This is a genomic window from Pelistega suis, from assembly GCF_013133795.1.
GTDB lineage: Bacteria > Pseudomonadota > Gammaproteobacteria > Burkholderiales > Burkholderiaceae_B > Taylorella > Taylorella suis.
The window spans coordinates 1-16967 of the sequence record NZ_JABGBN010000009.1; the positions used below are offsets into that span (position 1 = coordinate 1).

14 protein-coding genes and 1 other RNA gene are annotated in these 16967 nt (G+C 42.1%); 6 read left to right on the plus strand and 9 right to left on the minus strand.

Annotation, left to right across the window (positions count from 1 at the left end; genetic code table 11):
* Window positions 1–119 precede the first annotated feature (119 nt).
* Complete coding sequence (locus HKX39_RS09390) at window positions 120–455, plus strand: hypothetical protein (protein ID WP_171681070.1); 336 nt, start codon at window positions 120–122, stop codon at window positions 453–455.
* Here the strand turns inward: HKX39_RS09390 and gdhA are convergent.
* Window positions 390–1745, minus strand: a complete 1356-nt coding sequence (gene gdhA, locus HKX39_RS09395; protein ID WP_171681071.1) for an NADP-specific glutamate dehydrogenase — start codon at window positions 1743–1745, stop codon at window positions 390–392. The genes HKX39_RS09390 and gdhA overlap by 66 nt on opposite strands.
* 161 nt (window positions 1746–1906) lie before the next feature.
* The gene (locus HKX39_RS09400) at window positions 1907–5434 is read right to left on the minus strand and encodes an indolepyruvate ferredoxin oxidoreductase family protein (protein ID WP_171681072.1); all 3528 of its coding nucleotides are present in this window, start codon (window positions 5432–5434) and stop codon (window positions 1907–1909) included.
* Window positions 5435–5554: 120 nt separating this feature from the next.
* On the opposite strand from HKX39_RS09400, the gene HKX39_RS09405 reads away from it, so the two are divergent.
* Window positions 5555–6463 carry a LysR family transcriptional regulator gene (locus HKX39_RS09405; protein ID WP_171681073.1) on the plus strand — a complete coding sequence of 303 codons (909 nt, stop codon included), beginning with the start codon at window positions 5555–5557 and terminating at the stop codon, window positions 6461–6463.
* A 30-nt stretch (window positions 6464–6493) separates the two neighbouring features.
* A complete protein-coding gene (locus HKX39_RS09410; RefSeq protein ID WP_171681074.1) occupies window positions 6494–6790 on the plus strand; it encodes a hypothetical protein in 297 nt (98 codons plus the stop codon).
* Window positions 6791–6863: 73 nt separating this feature from the next.
* On the opposite strand, the gene HKX39_RS09415 is transcribed toward HKX39_RS09410, so the two are convergent.
* Both HKX39_RS09415 and HKX39_RS09420 read right to left on the minus strand, forming a co-directional pair.
* Entirely contained in the window at window positions 6864–8684 is a 1821-nt protein-coding gene (locus HKX39_RS09415; RefSeq protein WP_171681075.1) for an ATP-binding cassette domain-containing protein, read from the minus strand.
* A 3-nt stretch (window positions 8685–8687) separates the two neighbouring features.
* On the minus strand, window positions 8688–9884 hold the full coding sequence (locus HKX39_RS09420; protein WP_171681076.1) for a lytic murein transglycosylase: 1197 nt from the start codon (window positions 9882–9884) through the stop codon (window positions 8688–8690).
* 200 nt (window positions 9885–10084) lie between these two features.
* On the opposite strand from HKX39_RS09420, the gene HKX39_RS09425 reads away from it, so the two are divergent.
* Window positions 10085–12256, plus strand: coding sequence for a carboxy terminal-processing peptidase (locus HKX39_RS09425; protein ID WP_246226158.1), 2172 nt, complete (start codon window positions 10085–10087; stop codon window positions 12254–12256).
* Window positions 12257–12335: 79 nt separating this feature from the next.
* Here HKX39_RS09425 and HKX39_RS09430 read toward each other — a convergent pair whose 3' ends face one another.
* The gene (locus HKX39_RS09430) at window positions 12336–13007 is read right to left on the minus strand and encodes a hypothetical protein (RefSeq protein ID WP_171681078.1); all 672 of its coding nucleotides are present in this window, start codon (window positions 13005–13007) and stop codon (window positions 12336–12338) included.
* Between the two features lie 90 nt (window positions 13008–13097).
* Here HKX39_RS09430 and HKX39_RS09435 point away from each other — a divergent pair, with 90 nt between their 5' ends.
* Both HKX39_RS09435 and ssrA read left to right on the plus strand, forming a co-directional pair.
* Window positions 13098–13661, plus strand: a complete 564-nt coding sequence (locus HKX39_RS09435; protein WP_281356476.1) for a DUF1415 domain-containing protein — start codon at window positions 13098–13100, stop codon at window positions 13659–13661.
* 31 nt (window positions 13662–13692) lie between these two features.
* Window positions 13693–14022: a transfer-messenger RNA gene (gene ssrA, locus HKX39_RS09440) on the plus strand.
* 17 nt (window positions 14023–14039) lie between these two features.
* Here ssrA and HKX39_RS09445 read toward each other — a convergent pair.
* The 4 genes from HKX39_RS09445 to ompA form a co-directional block, all read right to left on the minus strand.
* Entirely contained in the window at window positions 14040–14612 is a 573-nt protein-coding gene (locus HKX39_RS09445) for an OmpA family protein (protein ID WP_171681079.1), read from the minus strand.
* On the minus strand, window positions 14609–15283 hold the full coding sequence (locus HKX39_RS09450; RefSeq protein WP_171681080.1) for an HAD family hydrolase: 675 nt from the start codon (window positions 15281–15283) through the stop codon (window positions 14609–14611). The genes HKX39_RS09445 and HKX39_RS09450 overlap by 4 nt, the downstream gene beginning before the upstream one ends.
* Window positions 15280–15990 (minus strand): bifunctional 2-polyprenyl-6-hydroxyphenol methylase/3-demethylubiquinol 3-O-methyltransferase UbiG, encoded by a 711-nt coding sequence (gene ubiG, locus HKX39_RS09455; protein ID WP_171681081.1) that lies wholly within the window; start codon window positions 15988–15990, stop codon window positions 15280–15282. The genes HKX39_RS09450 and ubiG overlap by 4 nt, the downstream gene beginning before the upstream one ends.
* 298 nt (window positions 15991–16288) lie before the next feature.
* Window positions 16289–16855, minus strand: coding sequence for an outer membrane protein OmpA (gene ompA / locus HKX39_RS09460; protein WP_171681082.1), 567 nt, complete (start codon window positions 16853–16855; stop codon window positions 16289–16291).
* Between the last annotated feature and the right edge of the window lie 112 nt (window positions 16856–16967).

A 16967-nucleotide genomic window follows, 5' to 3' on the forward strand; every position in this document is an offset into this window, starting at 1 on the left:
GTGGCGAGCGAGGGAACAAAAGAAGCTGAAAAATAGAATTCTAAGGTTTTTGGGACGTGGAGGCATAGATTTACAACCTCGCTCACCAATAGATGAAGGGTGAGACTAATTATTGTTTTATGCAGAAAGAGTATGCAGAGTTGCAGTTAGAAGAAGCACTTGGAAACGTTATAGAAGAAATTTGGGAAAAAAGTAAATCTACACATTCGGATAACGATGGTGAATGGAAAGTAGGGTTGGATGGGGAGAACCCAAAAAAGAGTGTACGTTTATATATGCCACTTTCTAAACTTATTAGGCATTTGAATAAATTAGGTAGTGAACTGATTAAATTAAAAGGACTGCCTCCTCAATACAGGTTACAGTCCTTTGATGGGTTATGTAAGGAATTAAACAGCGCCTTGATCAATCATCGCATCGGCAACTTTACGGAAGCCAGCAATGTTGGCACCTAGTACAAGATTATGTGCTTGACCAAATTCTTCTGCTGTACGAGAAGCATTGAGGTAAATATTTCGCATAATGCCTTTTAGGCGTTGATCGACTTCCTCGAACGTCCATTGAATCATACCCGCATTTTGTGCCATTTCTAATTGGGATGTTGCAACACCTCCCGCATTGGCTGCTTTGCCAGGACCATAAAGAATTTTAGCTTCTAAGAAGGCGTGAACAGCTTCTGGTGTCGATGGCATATTAGCACCCTCAGCGACAAGAATACAACCATTAGCGAGTAGAGCTTTGGCATCTTCTAGATTTAATTCATTTTGTGTTGCTGATGGAAAAGCCAGTTGGCAAGGGACTGACCATACAGGATTACGACCAGCAGGGTAACTGCTAGCAGGGGTGTATTTTGCATCTTTATGAATCTCGGCATATTTGGCTAGTGATTCATTGGTGCCTTGCTCTTTTAACTGTTGTAGTGTGGCTAAGTTAATACCTGCTTCATGATAAATGAAACCACGAGAGTCGCTACACGTAACAGGTTTAGCGCCTAATTCGTAAAGTTTTTTGATGGTATAGATAGCAACATTACCTGAACCAGAGACGGTAGCAATCTTACCTTCTAGATTATCATTACGGCTAGCAAGGAGGTTTTCTGCAAAGTAAACAGCACCATAACCTGTCGCTTCGGTACGCGCAAGAGAACCACCCCATAGGAGTTTCTTACCCGTTAATACACCGTCATAGTGACCCGTTAGGCGTTTGTATTGACCATATAAATAACCAATTTCACGACCACCTACACCGATATCACCAGCAGGTACATCCACGGTATCACCAATATGGCGATATAACTCAGTCATAAATGATTGGCAAAAACGCATGATTTCATTGTTGGATTTGCCTTTAGGGTCAAAGTCTGATCCACCTTTACCACCGCCAATCGCTAAGCCCGTGAGTGAGTTCTTGAAGATTTGTTCAAAGCCTAGGAATTTAATCGTACCGCTGGTGACGCTAGGGTGAAAGCGCAAACCGCCTTTATAGGGACCAATAGCGGAACTGAATTGAACACGATACCCTTTATTGACTTGTACGCGACCTTGGTCATCAATCCACGTCACACGGAAGGTAATCATGCGTTCAGGTTCTACGATGCGTTCAAGGATATTATGCTCAAGATATTTTTTTTCTTTCGCAAAAAGAGGTTCTAATGACTCAACTACTTCTTCTACGGCTTGGTAGAATTCTGGTTCACCGGGGCTAGATTTTTTGATTTTTTCAAGAGTAGTAGCAATTAATGACATAGTCGTCTGTATCCAATGTAATATAAAAAATAGCTTTCACAATCATACACATGATTAAGAAAATATGCACCTAAATAGTGCTAATCAACATAAAAAATCCTTGGAAAATCGGAGAGATATTCCAAGGATGTATATGATTATGCTAAATAATAATAAGAATATTAAGTTTGCATGAATTGCTGGAGTAATGCTGATTTTTTCTCGTGATATTGATGCATATTTTTTTCTTTAACATGACCATATCCGCGGATATCATCAGGTAAAGCAGCCAGAGCGAGTGCTTGCTCAACATTTTGCTCAGTGAGCTTAGCTTTGATGGTATCCAGTAGTTCAATATACTCAGTAATCAATGCACGTTCAGCCTTGCGTTCTTCGGTACGTCCAAATGGGTCAAGTGCTGTACCACGTAGTTTTTTAAATTTGCTGAGCAATTTAAATGCTTTAAAGACCCAAGGACCATACGCTTTTTTCACGAGCTCTCCATTGGCTTTCTTTTTGGCAAAAGCAGGCGGTGCCATATGAACATATAGCTCATAATCTTTGCCTGGCTCACCAGCAAAGGTCTGACGTAGTTTATCTAAATATTCTGGACGGGTATATAGGCGAGCAACCTCATACTCATCTTTGTACGCCATGAGTTTTGCTAAGTTTTTAGCGGCAGTTTGTGTGAGCTGATTTGCCCCGATACCCAATACTTTTTCTTCGACCGCTTTAACCGATAAAATGGCTTTCATAAATTTATCGGCATAAGCTGCATCTTGGTAGTCTGTTAAGAAAGCATTTAGACGTTTTAATTGACTGTCTGTGTTTTCGACAATCGTAATTAAATGGTCGCGATTTTTCTTAGCAAGATTGAGCGAATCTCCACCAAAATGAGCAAGATAGCGTCCCCAGTAAAATGCTTCGAGGTTTTTCTCAATAGCAACTCCATTAAGCTCAATGGCACGTTGAATAAAGGCAAGATGAAGCGGGATTTGACCTTTTTGCCATACATAGCCTAATAAGAGGGGGTTGGCATAAATAGCATCACCTAAAAGCGTAAAGGCATAGAATGAGGCATCTAAGAAATCACAACCTTCCTCGCCGAGTAAGCTGGTGATATCCCGTTGAGTAATTGCACTAGGGAATTGCCATTTTGGATTGCCAAATAATTCTGCTGTCGGTGTTTGGGCACTATTGACAACAGCATAGGTTTGACCCTTTTGTAGTTTAGAGGTGATTTCTTTAGAAGAGGCAACAATCGCATCACAGGCAATCACAACATGGGCTTCACCTGTACCAATACGTGTGGCAAATAAATCCTCTGGACGTTTGCCAATTTGGATATGGCTAACGACGGCACCACCTTTTTGAGCCAGACCCGTAATATCAAGGATATTGACACCTTTGCCTTCTAAGTGAGCGGCCATACCGAGTAGGGCGCCAATGGTAACCACCCCTGTTCCACCTACCCCGGGTACTAAGATATTGTAAGAGCGTTGAATCGTAGGTAGTGTTGGCTCAGGAATATCTTTTTTCTCAAAAGATGCACTTTGTGATTGCGGTTTAAGTAACTGCGCACCTTTAGCCGTCACAAAGCTTGGGCAGAAACCACGTTGGCAAGAGAAGTCTTTGTTACAGCTAGACTGGTTAATCTTGCGTTTAGTCCCCATCGGTGTATCGACGGGCTCAATAGAAAGACAGTTAGACTGAATGCCGCAATCTCCACAACCCTCACAGACATCCTCGTTGATATAGGTACGAATAGCTGGGTCAGGATAGGTACCACGTTTACGACGACGACGTTTTTCAGTAGCACAAGTTTGGACATAGATGATAGCAGTTGTCCCTTCGGTATCACGCAACATCCGTTGTACATCATCTAAGTCATTGCGGTGATAGATTTCTGTTTCACTACGGATACCGAGTTGTCGAATATTATCAGGCTCATCGCTGACGATAACAACTTTCGTAATGCCTTCGGCAACTAATTGGTCATGAATTTGAGGGACGGTAAGTGTACCATCAATAGGTTGACCACCAGTCATTGCGACGGCATCGTTATAAAGGATTTTGTAGGTGATATTGGCTTTGGCAGCAATAGAAGCACGTACGGCAAGAATACCTGAATGGAAATATGTACCGTCACCTAGGTTGGCAAAGATATGTTTTTCATCTGTGAAGTCTTTTTGACCAATCCATGGCACGCCTTCACCACCCATCTGGGTAAAGGTGTCGGTTTTGCGATCCATCCAAGTGGTCATATAGTGACAGCCAATACCTGCAACAGCACGAGAACCTTCTGGCACACGGGTAGAGGTATTGTGAGGGCAACCAGAACAGAACCAAGGTTTACGCTCAGCGACCACAGAAATATGCTGACTTTCTTTTTCTTTGCGAGTAATGATGTCAATGCGTGAACGGATACGCTCACGGACATCATCAGGTAAGACATGCTTTTCTAAACGTTTAGCAATGGCTTTGGCAATAATAGCAGGTGATAAATCAAGATTTGGGGGGAGTAACCATGGTCCTCGAGGAACAGACCATTCACCGCCACCGTCATCACGAGCATCATATTTACCATAGACTTCTGGTCGTACATCATCACGCCAGTTATAGAGCTCCTCTTTGAGGGCATATTCCATGATTTGGCGTTTTTCTTCAACGACAAGAATTTCATCTAAACCCTCTGCAAACTCCCGAGCACCTTGTGCTTCGAGAGGCCATACACAGCCAACTTTATACAGACGAATACCAATATCGGCACAGGTTTTTTCATCTAAGCCTAAGTCAGAAAGCGCTTGGCGGACATCTAAGTAAGCTTTGCCCGCTGTCATAATACCAAAGCGAGCTTTAGGGGAGTCGATAATGATTTTATCAAGTTTATTGGCACGGACATAGGCAAGCGCAGCATACCATTTGTAATTATTCATGCGCTCTTCTTGGGCGGCTGGTGTATCGGGCCAACGGATATTTAAGCCATCTTTAGGAAGTGCAAAATCTTCAGGAATAACCGTTTGAATACGGTCTGGATTAATCTCAACAGAGGATGAAGACTCGACAACATCGGTGACGCATTTTAAGCTCACCCACAAGCCTGAGTAACGACTCATTGCCCAACCATGGAGACCAAAATCAAGATACTCTTGGACATTGGCAGGATAAAGAACAGGAATGCCAGCCGCTTGTAAGTCATGTTCAGATTGGTAGGCAACCGTAGAGGATTTGGCGGCATGATCGTCGCCTGCAATTAATAGCACCCCACCAAATTTTGATGTGCCGGCATTGTTGGCATGTTTAAAGACGTCCATAGAACGATCAAGACCAGGACCTTTACCGTACCACATCCCGAATACGCCGTCACGATTGGCTCCTTTGAAGAGATTGACTTGTTGAGACCCCCATACGGCCGTGGCAGCGAGCTCTTCGTTAAGCCCTGGTTGAAATACTACATCGTGTTCTTTTAGGTGTTTTTTGGCTTTCCAGAGTGTTAAGTCGACATTGCCTAAAGGAGAACCACGGTAGCCAGAAATAAAGCCAGCCGTATTTAAACCAGCTGCTAAGTCACGCTCTTTTTGTAACAGAGGTAAACGAACAAGTGCTTGCGTACCATTCATAAATACACGTTTGTTTTTGGCGGTGTATTTATCATCTAAAGTTGTGCTATTGGCAAGGTCAAGTTGTTCTTTGCTAATGGGTGCGTTCATTGTGTCTCCTAGAAATTGATGTTATGAACAAATGATGCTGAGCACTTATCTTCTTGAGTTTATATTTTTTTTCAGTTATCGTAAAATAAATAAAATTTCTATCAGGTATTAAAAAAACAGATGTCTAAGAAAGTTACACTCAAACAAATTCGGTATTTTGTTAGTGCAGCCCAGACAGGACGCTTTTCTCAGGCGGCTTTACAAGAACATGTATCTCAGTCAGCAATTACTAGCGCCGTATTGGATTTGGAGCAGCAGTTAGGGGTTTCCCTATTTGACCGTTTACAACATGGGGTAGCATTAACAGAGGCGGGGCGACTTTTTTATCGTCATGCGGTGTTTATTTTAGACTCCGTTGCTGAGGCAATGTCTATGCCATTGAGTGAGGCAATCTTAGGTTCTGAAGGAAAAATTGTTGTCGCCGCTTCTTATACGATGTTGGGGTATTTTTTACCAGAATTAATTGCCCGCTTTAAACGAGCGAATCCTAATGTCACGATTGATTTATTAGATTTAAGCTTAGTTGAAATGGAGGAAGCACTAGCCAAAGGTACTATCGATATGGCGATTGGTTCTATTTCTAATCTGCCTAGCAGAAAGCCTTATCATACACAGGTTTTAATGCGTTCTCCTCGTCGTTTGTGGGTATCGCCAACACATCCTCTAGGTAATAGGGATAGTGTGAGTTTAGAAGAGGTTGCTAATTGTCCTTATTTAATCCTCACGATTGATGGGGCGGTAGAATTTACCAATAAATTTTGGGAAAATATTCCGACCAAGCCTGATTATGTGCTACAAACGAGCTCTTTAGAATCAGTACGGGGTTTTGTGGGGCAAGGTTTGGGCGTCACAATTTTATCAGATATGGTGTATCGTCCTTGGTCTTTGGACGGTAAAAAAATTAATGCCGTTAGGATTGAGGATGGAGTGCCAGACTTAGAGGGTGGTATATTTTGGTTAAAGACGCGTCCTTTGACTAAGGTGGCGGATACTTTTCAGCGGTTTCTAATCTATGCTAGTACGTCTTAGGGGGATTCTCTCCCTGAAATAGGCTAAGGAATGTTTATGTGGTTATTGACGGTTATTTTGACAATAATACTTTGGTGGGTTATTGATAATATTTTGATTGCAGCGATATTAGCGATCTTTGCTGTTTATAGCTATACCTTGGTGCGTGCCTTATATCTGGTTAAGCAAGCGGATAGAATAGCCGAAGCGGTTCATCCAGATAAGGCGACTGAGACAGTTCATGTAGAGCGTATTACTGAGGTCGTTAATACAACAAGAAAAGAGGTAAACACCGAAGAAGTGGATACCTCATATATCGATTTTATGGAAGATAATTATAAACGTTAGCAGCAGGAAGGCGACCCTCTATAATCGCTTTATTAGAAGTGGATAAATCTTGCGCATTGAATAGAAGAGGATATTATCCTTTGGATTCTAACAGCTCCCAGCGTTCAAACAGAGTCAGTAGAGCTTCTTCTATTTGGGCGAGTTCATCATTAATGGTCTGTGCTTTATCATTACCATGGGTATAGAGTTCTGGGTCAGATAGTTGTGCTGTAAGAACTTGCTGACGTGTTTCTAAATCCGCTATTTTTTGGGGAATTTCAGCGAGTTCTTTTGCTTCCCATGAACTGAGTTTGGATTTGTTTTGTTTTTTTGTTGGTTCTGTCGTATCGGTAGCGGCAGGCACATTGTCTTGAGTTGTCACTTTGGATGTGACAGACTTTGGGCTCTCTTGTTCAGCTGGACGGCGCTGTGCTAACCAATCATCGTAACCGCCTACATAATCATGCCATTGTGCATTACCCTCATAAGCAATCGTTTGCGTGATGACATTATCTAAAAAACTACGGTCGTGACTCACGAGTAAGACAGTGCCATCAAACTCTTGTAAGAGTTGCTCTAAAAGCTCTAGTGTTTCAATATCTAAATCATTGGTCGGCTCGTCCATCACAAGGACATTAGCAGGGCGAGCAAATAGACGTGCTAATAATAAGCGAGCACGTTCACCTCCGGATAAACTGCTGACGGGGGATTGTGCACGAGCTGGGGAAAAGAGAAAATCGCCTAGATAGCTCATTACATGCTTGCGAGTATCACCGATTTCAATCCACTCGCTCCCTGGGTTAATCACATCGGTAAGCGGAGCATTCTCATCAAGTTGCTCGCGCATTTGGTCAAAGTAAGCGATATTGAGATTAGTGCCCAGTTTTACTTCACCTTGGGTGGGTGTGAGCTCGCCCAAGATGATTTTTAAAAGCGTTGTTTTACCTGCACCATTAGGACCAATCAGACCAATACGATCGCCTCGCATAATGGTAGTGGAGTAGTTTTTGATAACAGTTTTATCGCCAAATTGGTGAGAGATATTTTTGAGTTCGGCGACAAGTTTACCTGAGCGTTCACCCGAAGCGATAGCAAAATTGACGTTACCGACGCGTTCACGACGGGCAGCACGTTCACGACGTAGGCCTTCAAGGCGTTTAACACGACCTTCGTTACGAGTACGACGAGCCTCAACTCCTTTGCGAATCCATACTTCTTCTTGGGCGAGAAATTTATCAAAACGTTCGTTCTGTAATTGTTCTGCCGCTAACCACGCCGCTTTTTGTGTTTGCCATTGTGAAAAATTACCAGGGAAACTATGCAAAATACCGCGGTCAAGTTCGACGATACGTGTGGTGACAGCATCGAGGAAGCGTCGGTCATGCGTAATAATGACATAGGCGCACTTGCTTTGTTTAATCAGGTTTTCTAGCCAAAGAATACCGTCAAAGTCAAGGTGGTTGGTTGGTTCGTCTAAGAGCAGCAAATCAGGCTCTTCTAAAATAGCACGTGCCAGAGCAATACGCTTACGAGTACCGCCTGATAGACCTTGGGCAAGTTGCTCTGCGTTTAGATTTAGCTTTTCAATCATCGCTTGTGCACGAGCAGGTCTTGCCCAGTCTTCTTGAGCCATAAAGTCGCCGACGAGGTTATCATAGACGGAGTTTGTCTCATCTAATTTTGGCTCTTGTTCAACTGTAATCGCTTTTAGGGAGCTTAGGCGGGCGACTTCACCGTCATCCGCCTGAATACGGCCATCTAAAATACGTAGTAGAGAGGATTTACCGGCACCATTACGACCAATTAAGCCGATACGCTCACCGGCTTGAATACTAAAGTTTGCCTTATCAAGGAGAGCATGATGCCCGAAGGCAAGTTGAGCATCGGTTAAGGTAATAAGCGTTTGTTCTGCCATAATTTATTGTTGTAAAGCTTTTAAGATTTTTTGACCCGCACGCCCATCGATTTTCATCCCTAGGCGAGCTTGTTCTGCTTTAATAGCGTCGCGTGACTTGCTACCAATCACACCATCGGCTTCACCGATATCGTAACCACGTGAGAGTAGTAGTTCTTGTAATTGGCGTCTTTCCGCACGTGATAAACCTAAATCATCTGTTGGCCAAGGTGTGACAAAAGGACCCGCTCCGCGTAATCGATCGGATAAATGGGCAATGGCTAAGGCATAGCTTTCAGCAGCATTGTAGCTGTAAATAACATCAAAGTTCTTAAAGACTAAGAATGCGGGACCTGTAGGACCTGCAGGTAGCAACAGACCTGCTTGTTGTGTATTGCTAGCCAGATTGCTTAAGGCTTGACCGTCGATAGTTGTCACGCCTTTGCTCATCCAATGGCTAATACTTTTCTTTTGGCGGCGACCTTCACCTGCGGTAGACATGCCAGCAGGGATTTTTACTTCAAAGCCCCAAGGTTGACCTGTTTGCCAACCATTACGTTTGAGATAATTGGCGGTAGAGCCGATAGCATCGACAGAACTATCCATTAAGTCACGGCGACCATCTTTGTCAAAGTCAATAGCAAGGCGTTCGAAAGTAGTCGGCATAAACTGTGTATGACCAAAAGCACCTGCCCATGAACCGACTAAACGGTCAGCACTAATATCACCTGATTGAATAATGCGTAATGTGGCAAAAAACTCTTTGCGAAAGAATTCTTGGCGACGTCCCATACAGCTTAATGTACCTAGCGCTTCTACTAGAGAGTATTTGCCTTGGTTTTTGCCATAGTTACTTTCTACCCCCCAAACTGCAGCAACTGTGGCAGGGTCAATACCAAATTGCTGATTCATTCGTTGAAAGTCTTGCTGGTATTCACGAAGTTTTGCTTGACCATCAATGATGCGCTCGTCGTCTACTAATGAGGATAAGTAATCCCAGATAGGTGTGCGAAACTCAGGTTGATAATTGAGTTTTTCAAGTAGAGATGTGTCGGGTACAAGATTGGCTGTGTAGTGTTGAAAGGTGTGACGTGATACACCCGCTTGTGAGGCAGCATTGCCTAAATTTGCAATACATTGCGTAAATTGCGCATCTTGTGCGAATGCTGTCTGGGTTGCCAGAGTGACCACCGCGATGTATAACGTTTTTAAAAACTTCATGACGATAACCTAAGAAATAAGGTGAAATAATAATAATCTTTATTTTAAAGCTTTTCATGCATAATAAGTGCTGAAATCAGCATAGAATACGCTTTATTATCAAGTAGTCGCAAAACAAAGGTTAAAATGAGCATTTACCTTTGAATTATTCTCTAGGCCGCAATTTACGATCGTCTTTTAATCGAATGAAAAAATCACATATGAAGTTAAAAAGTTTATTTTTAGTCACCTCTTTTACGTTGTTGGCGGGTTGTGTTTATGCTGATAAAGTACAACCCACGACAGAAGCCCCCATTGTGGCTAAAGTGGAGAAAGCACGTACGGGTGTACAGGCAGTCAAGACAGAGGATTTTCCTGAGATTAAACCTGAGTTAAGCTTTGCTCGAGCATCGGTCTTGGTATCTAATATCTTGACCCGATTCGAATACGATAAAAAACCACTTGACCTCAAAATGGGGCAAGATGTTTATGATGCGTATTTCAAAATGCTAGATAATCAGCGCATGTTCTTTACAGCAGGTGATCTTGTCTATTTTGACTCGGCACGAGATCTTGTTAGCAATATGCTAAAGAACGGTGATTTACGTTTTGCTTTTGATGTCTTTTCAACATATCGTGAACGTGTTGCTCAGCGTTATGACTATGCGGTGAGTTTGTTAGATAAACCTTTTGATTTCACCTTGAACGAAGAGTTTAATGCAGACCGTAAGAAAGCGGCTTGGCCAAAGAATGAGGCGGAAGCTAATGATTTATGGCGTAAACGCGTTAAAAACGATTATTTGCGCTTAAAACTGACTAAGACAAGTGATGAGAAAATTCGAGAGACGCTACGTAAGCGTTATATCAATAACCGTAATCAAATGGTACGGATGAAGAGTGAAGATGTGGCGGAAATGTTTTTAAATGCTTATGCAGATAGCACCGATCCACATACAACATATTACAGTCCTACATCAGCTAAAAATTTTGATGTCCAAATGAGTTTATCTGTTGAGGGCATTGGGGCTGTATTACAAAAACGGGATGAATACGGTCAGATTCGTGAGGTTGTCGCAGGTGGTCCAGCGGCAAAGGATGGTCGTTTACAACCGGGGGATCGTATTGTGGCAGTAGGACAGGGTGAAGATGGTCCTATGGAAGAGGTCATTGATTGGCGTTTAGATGATATTGTTAAGAAAATCCGTGGTAAACGAGGCAGTGTAGTTCGTATTGAGGTTATTCCTGCTGAGGGCGGTTTAGACGGTGAGCATCGCACCATCCGTATTGTACGTGAAAAAGTACTCATGGAGGACCAAGCTGCGCGTTCTAAGGTCTTAGAAACCAATGTAGACGGTGTCAAACGCAAAGTAGGTGTTATTACTGTACCTTCTTTCTACGAAGATTTTGATGGTCGCATTAAAGGCACTCCAAACTATAAGAGTGTGACTAGTGATGTTAAGAAAATTCTAGAGGGCTACGAGAAAGAAGGTGTTGAAGCGGTTGTACTTGATTTACGAGGCAATGGTGGAGGCTCCCTAAACGAAGCAGCCAATCTCACGGGTTTATTTATTGGTAATCACCAAACCATCGTACAAGTGCGTTCTGCAGAAGGTTCTGTGAATAATGTTCGTAGTCGTGGTGTCGATAAAGTATGGGAAAAGCCAGTGGTCGTGATTGTTAACCGTATTTCCGCATCGGCATCTGAAATTTTTGCTGCCGCTATTCAAGACTATAACCGTGGTGTTGTGGTTGGTGATGATACTTGGGGTAAAGGTACGGTGCAAACTTTCCGCTCTTTAGGTGAATTCGTTCGTAATCCTGAGGATAGAGAAAGTGTAGGTGCCTTGAAATGGACGATTCAAAAGTTCTTCCGTGTCAATGGGGGTTCAACGCAAGTGAAAGGTGTGACACCAGATATTATTTTCCCAACAGCATTTGATACCAAAGAGTTGGGGGAATCAAGCTATGAAAATGCTATGCCGTGGACATCTATTGAAGCTGCAGATTATACAGCGGGTATTAGCATTGTTGACGATATTAAACAGCTAAAGAAAAATCACGAAAAACGTATTGCAGACTCTGGTAGTTGGCAGTTGATGAAAGATGAAACCGCTTATGCGCTCAAGCTTTCTCAACAAAAGTCATACTCCTTGAATTTAGCTACACGTGAGGAAGAGCGTGAAAAAATGAGTGCGACCTATAAAGACTTTGAACAACGCCGTAAAGCATTAGGTGAAAGTGATGTTGCCACCTTTAAATTAGATGACGGTTTGGCAGCTGGAGAGGGCAATCTTAAGCAAGAGTTGGAAGACGAGAAAAAACGTAAAGAAAATATCGATACGATTGCTCGAGAGTCTGCCAATATTGCTGCGGATTTAATTGCTTACTGGTAATTAGTCTAAACGCAGAGTCATAAAGTAAAAATGCCAAGTGAGTTTATCACTTGGCATTTTGCATAGTGTGTTTTGAAAGCTATGAGATTCTTGCCGTTAAGTCTTTTAAGAAAAATAATTGGCTAGAGTGGATATATTTGAACAAGGTATGTGATAGGTCTGCGACGCCATCTTGGCAAAGGCGCTCATAAGAGTAATGTACGGATTTATCAAGAATCGTAACTAAGTCACTTAATAAATCACTAGAAAAAGCCCATAGATGGGTATTGAGTTGTAATACAATTCCTCCCGTTTGCTCGCTGGATAAAGAGGCTTTTGAAGGAGGAGCAAAAATAAATTTATCTTGTGGACTTTTTTGCAGTTGTTCAAAAGTGCTTGTATCAATCGTCATTCCTGACTCAATCACGATAATTTGCGTAGGTTCAGGAAAAACATTTTGTGTTGCACAGACACTAAAAAACCATGTTAAGGCGGCAATGTGGTTCAAAGCAAGAATTTGTGCCGGATTGAGATTGGCCGCTAACGCTTGCGTCTTAGTATCTTGTTGATAGGCTGCAATAAAGCTGATATGGTCCAACAAGACTTCTTGTGCTTGAGCGGGCATGGTCTGATTAGCATACTCAACAATGCCAATACCCGCCTGTTTTGAGGTGGTTTGGATACTTTTTATGGTATGTAAGCACTGTTGTAATGCTTGATCAGTGTCCTGCGCTTGACTGATAGCTGTTGGAATAATAAATGCGGTTCTCATATCATTGAACATAGTAAAATAGACGTATATTGTAACCTGAAATGCTATGTAAATTTCGGGTAAGGTACGTAAATTTAAGGAGCTTGACGATTGTTAAATAATCATTCATTCCCCAGTACTTCTGATGTTGAAAATAGCGTGAGAAAGTGGTTGGAAAATATGGTAATTGGTCTTAATCTTTGCCCGTTTGCCAAAAGTGTCTATATTAAAAATCAAGTGCGTATTGTTGTGTATGAGGGAGAGGAGGATGAGCTATTAGGCTGTATAGAGTCTGAATTACTTTATCTACAAAAAACACCAGATACAGAGATTGATACAACACTTGTTGTCGTTCCGCATTTACTGAAAGATTATTATGATTTTAATGATTTTTTGATTTATACCGATGCATTAATTGAGGAAATGGGGTTAGAAGGAGAAATTCAAATAGCCGATTTTCATCCAGATTATCAGTTTGCAGGTACACAAAAAGAGGATATTGAGAACTATACCAACCGCTCACCATACCCTATTTTTCATTTGCTGAGAGAAAGCAGTATTGATAGAGCAGTAGAGCAATTTCCTGATGCTGCAGAAATTTTTGAGCGTAATATCAGCAAAATGCAGACATTAGGGAGAGAGAAATTAAAATCACTGCTTAGTGCAGGGTCATAGCATTTTGTTTTTAGTAAACTTTATCCATACATGATGGTTAGAGGGTTTATTTATATGCAATAGTGTGTTAGACTTAAAACTAAGCTGTATATCTAGTCGACTGACGGATTTCTGGACGCGGGTTCAACTCCCGCCGTCTCCACCAATAGGGTATTAGCCCTAGTACTTTATTGAGGGGGACGTATTGGTTTCGACAGGGGTAGATAGGAAGATTGGCAGCCGGTAGGCGATGACCGTAAATCAAGCAAAACTTATAAATGCAAACGATGAAAGTTACGCATTAGCCGCTTAATAACAAGCCGCTAGGAGAGTGATTCACTTGGCAACAGAACGAATCAAGGCAGCCTCGGCTGCCTTTTTATTTAGAGCGCAGAAGATTTAACGTAGTTGATAAAGATAAAGCTCAACGCGACGATTAATATCTTTACTTCTGGGTGATTCTAAAGAGACAAGAGGGTCAATACTACCTCGCCCCTCCACTTCGATACGACTACTAAATACGCCTTGCTTAATTAAACGTTCTGCCGTGTGGTAGGCAAAATGTAGAGAATCTGTTTGATTAAGCGTATCTTGTTTATGATTGGTCATATGGCCAACAATCTTAGCACGAAGAGCGGGATTTTCGGTCATTTTTTCTGCAATGGTTTTGAGTAGCGGTGTTGCCTTATTACTAATGCTGTGATTTTTTTGAATCAGTCGACTGGGTAATACGATGCGTAGGCTACCATCATGAACATGAGATGCTTCAATACCTAGGCGTTTATGATTATCAGTTAAAATCTTATCGCTGAAATCTTGCCAATTGACATCAACGAAATTTTTTGGATTAGTGGCTGCTGCCCCATTTTGATGAATACGCAAATGACCGCTACCTTGCCAGTCTTTTTGTGTTGATGCACATGCTGTCAGCACTATTGTCATTGAGGTCAGGAGAAAAAGTTTTTTATTCATTTTATGTACTCCTTGGATAAGTTTAAAATGGCAGAAAAAAGAGTCTTAGGGCTATCAGCGATAGCATCTGCTTGCCAATTAGGGATAGAGGCAATATCAGGCCAATAGCCATAACTGATTGCAATGGTTTTCATGCCCGCTGCTTTACCCGCAATAATATCGCGTTCATCATCTCCCACATAGATACAATCTTCGGGAGCAACCTTTGCATGTTCTGCTGCAAGAAAAAGTGGGTCAGGAAAGGGTTTAGGTCTAGCTGCTGTATCACCACAAATATTTGCGATACTACGATCATGGAGCTTTAAATATTTAAAAATCGGGAAAGACAGATTTTCTGCTTTATTAGTGACGATTCCCCATTGAAATCCGAGTTGTTCCAATTGATTGAGAAGCTCAGGAATCCCATCAAAAAGTACAGTTTCGTCTGTCATTCGAGCATAGTAATCCTTAAGAAATTGCTCACGAGTACTCGCATAAGCATCGTCCTCGGGTGTTAGGTCGAGAGCTGCTTTAAGTAATCCCGGTGCTCCTTGAGAGGAAAAGGTACGTAAACTTTCAAAAGGAAGTGGTTCAAGTCCAGCCCTGATACGTTGTTGATTTGCAGCACCAACAAGATCACGAGCAGTATCCGCTAAGGTGCCATCAAAATCAAAAAAAACCGTCTTTATCATTTGCGTGTAGATAGCATGTAGTTAACAGAGGTATCGTTGGAAAGGAAGAAAACCTTGCGAATTGGATTGTATTCTAGACCTTTAAGTTCTTGTAGGTATAAGCCTGATTGTCGAGCTGCACGCATTAGTTCGCTTGGTTTGATAAAGTTTTCGTAATGGTGAGTGCCTTTGGGTACCATTTTCATCACATATTCGGCCGCAACAATGGCTAGCGCATACGCTTTTGGATTGCGATTAATGGTAGAAAAAAGGACATATCCTCCTGGCTTTACCAGTTGTTGGCAAGCTTGGATAATAGATGATGGGCTAGGAACGTGTTCTAGCATTTCCATGCAGGTAACTACATCGAATTGTTCAGGATGTGCAGCCGCAAATTCTTCGGCAGCAATACAGTGGTAATCAACTTTAATACCACTTTCTAAACCGTGTAATTTAGCGACCTGTAGTGATTTGGGTGCAAGATCAATGCCTGTTACTTGAGCTCCTTTTTTGGCCATACTTTCAGCAAGAATACCGCCGCCACAACCAACATCTAGTACACGGAGTCCCTGTAGGCTACCACCAATTTGCTCTTCAATCCATTGAAGACGAAGAGGGTTGATATCGTGAAGTGGTTTGAACTCACTATCAGGATCCCACCATTTGGAGGCTAGAGCGCTGAATTTATCAATTTCTGCTGGATTGACATTGCTACTAGATTGTTGCACAAAATCACCTTTTGCTATTTTAGGAATATACAGAATTTTAACATACTTGTGACGGAGAATTTAAGTCTAGCATCAGCGAATTTGTTTTAGACATAAATCAATTAAGTGCTTGATGAAAGATACTTATGGAGTAATAAAACTGATGAGGAGAAGGGGTAATAAGGCAAGGAGAGAGGGGAATGTAAAAGCGATGAAGAAGAGGTGAATATTGTGTGTTAAGAAAAGATAAAAGAGGATAAAGTGAAAAGACCCCTTCGAGAGGGGTCTTTGGGAAATCGAATTAATTAGCTAGCACTAATTATTGACGTGGAGTACCAACGATTTCGATTTCTACGCGACGGTTTTTAGCGCGACCATCACGAGTAGCGTTAGAAGCTACAGGTTGAGATTCGCCACGACCAGAAGCGATGATTTGGTCAGCTGGAACACCTTTAGAAACTAGGTAGTTCTTAACAGCGGCAGCACGACGCTCAGATAAGCGTTGGTTGTATGCGTCAGAACCAACAGAGTCAGTGTGACCAACAGCGATTAAAGACTCTAAGTTAAGTTGTTGAACTTGAGCAGCAACTTGATCAAGAATGTTACGACCTTCTGGTTTTAAAGTAGCACGGTCAAAGTCGAAGAATGTATCGGCATTGAATGTTACTTTGTTAGCAGTAACTTCTGGTGCAGCAGCTGGAGCACCGCAACCTTGAGCTGCAGTAGCTGGAGTCCAGAAGTTGTCTCGCCAGCAGTGTTCGTTTGTACCGTTCATCCAAGTTAAACCGTAAGGGTTAACCCAGTTGTCTACTGTTTGAGCTGAAGCAGCGCCTGCTGCAGAAAATGCAACGGCGATTGCTAACGCGAATTTAGAGGGCTTGTTCATATTTCTCCTCGATGAGCTAAATAAGCTAAAAAATTGACTCGCAGCGTTAACGCCGCAGAATGGAAATCAGGGTTAGTATAACAATCCTTTCGGTTTGTTTCAAAATTTTTTG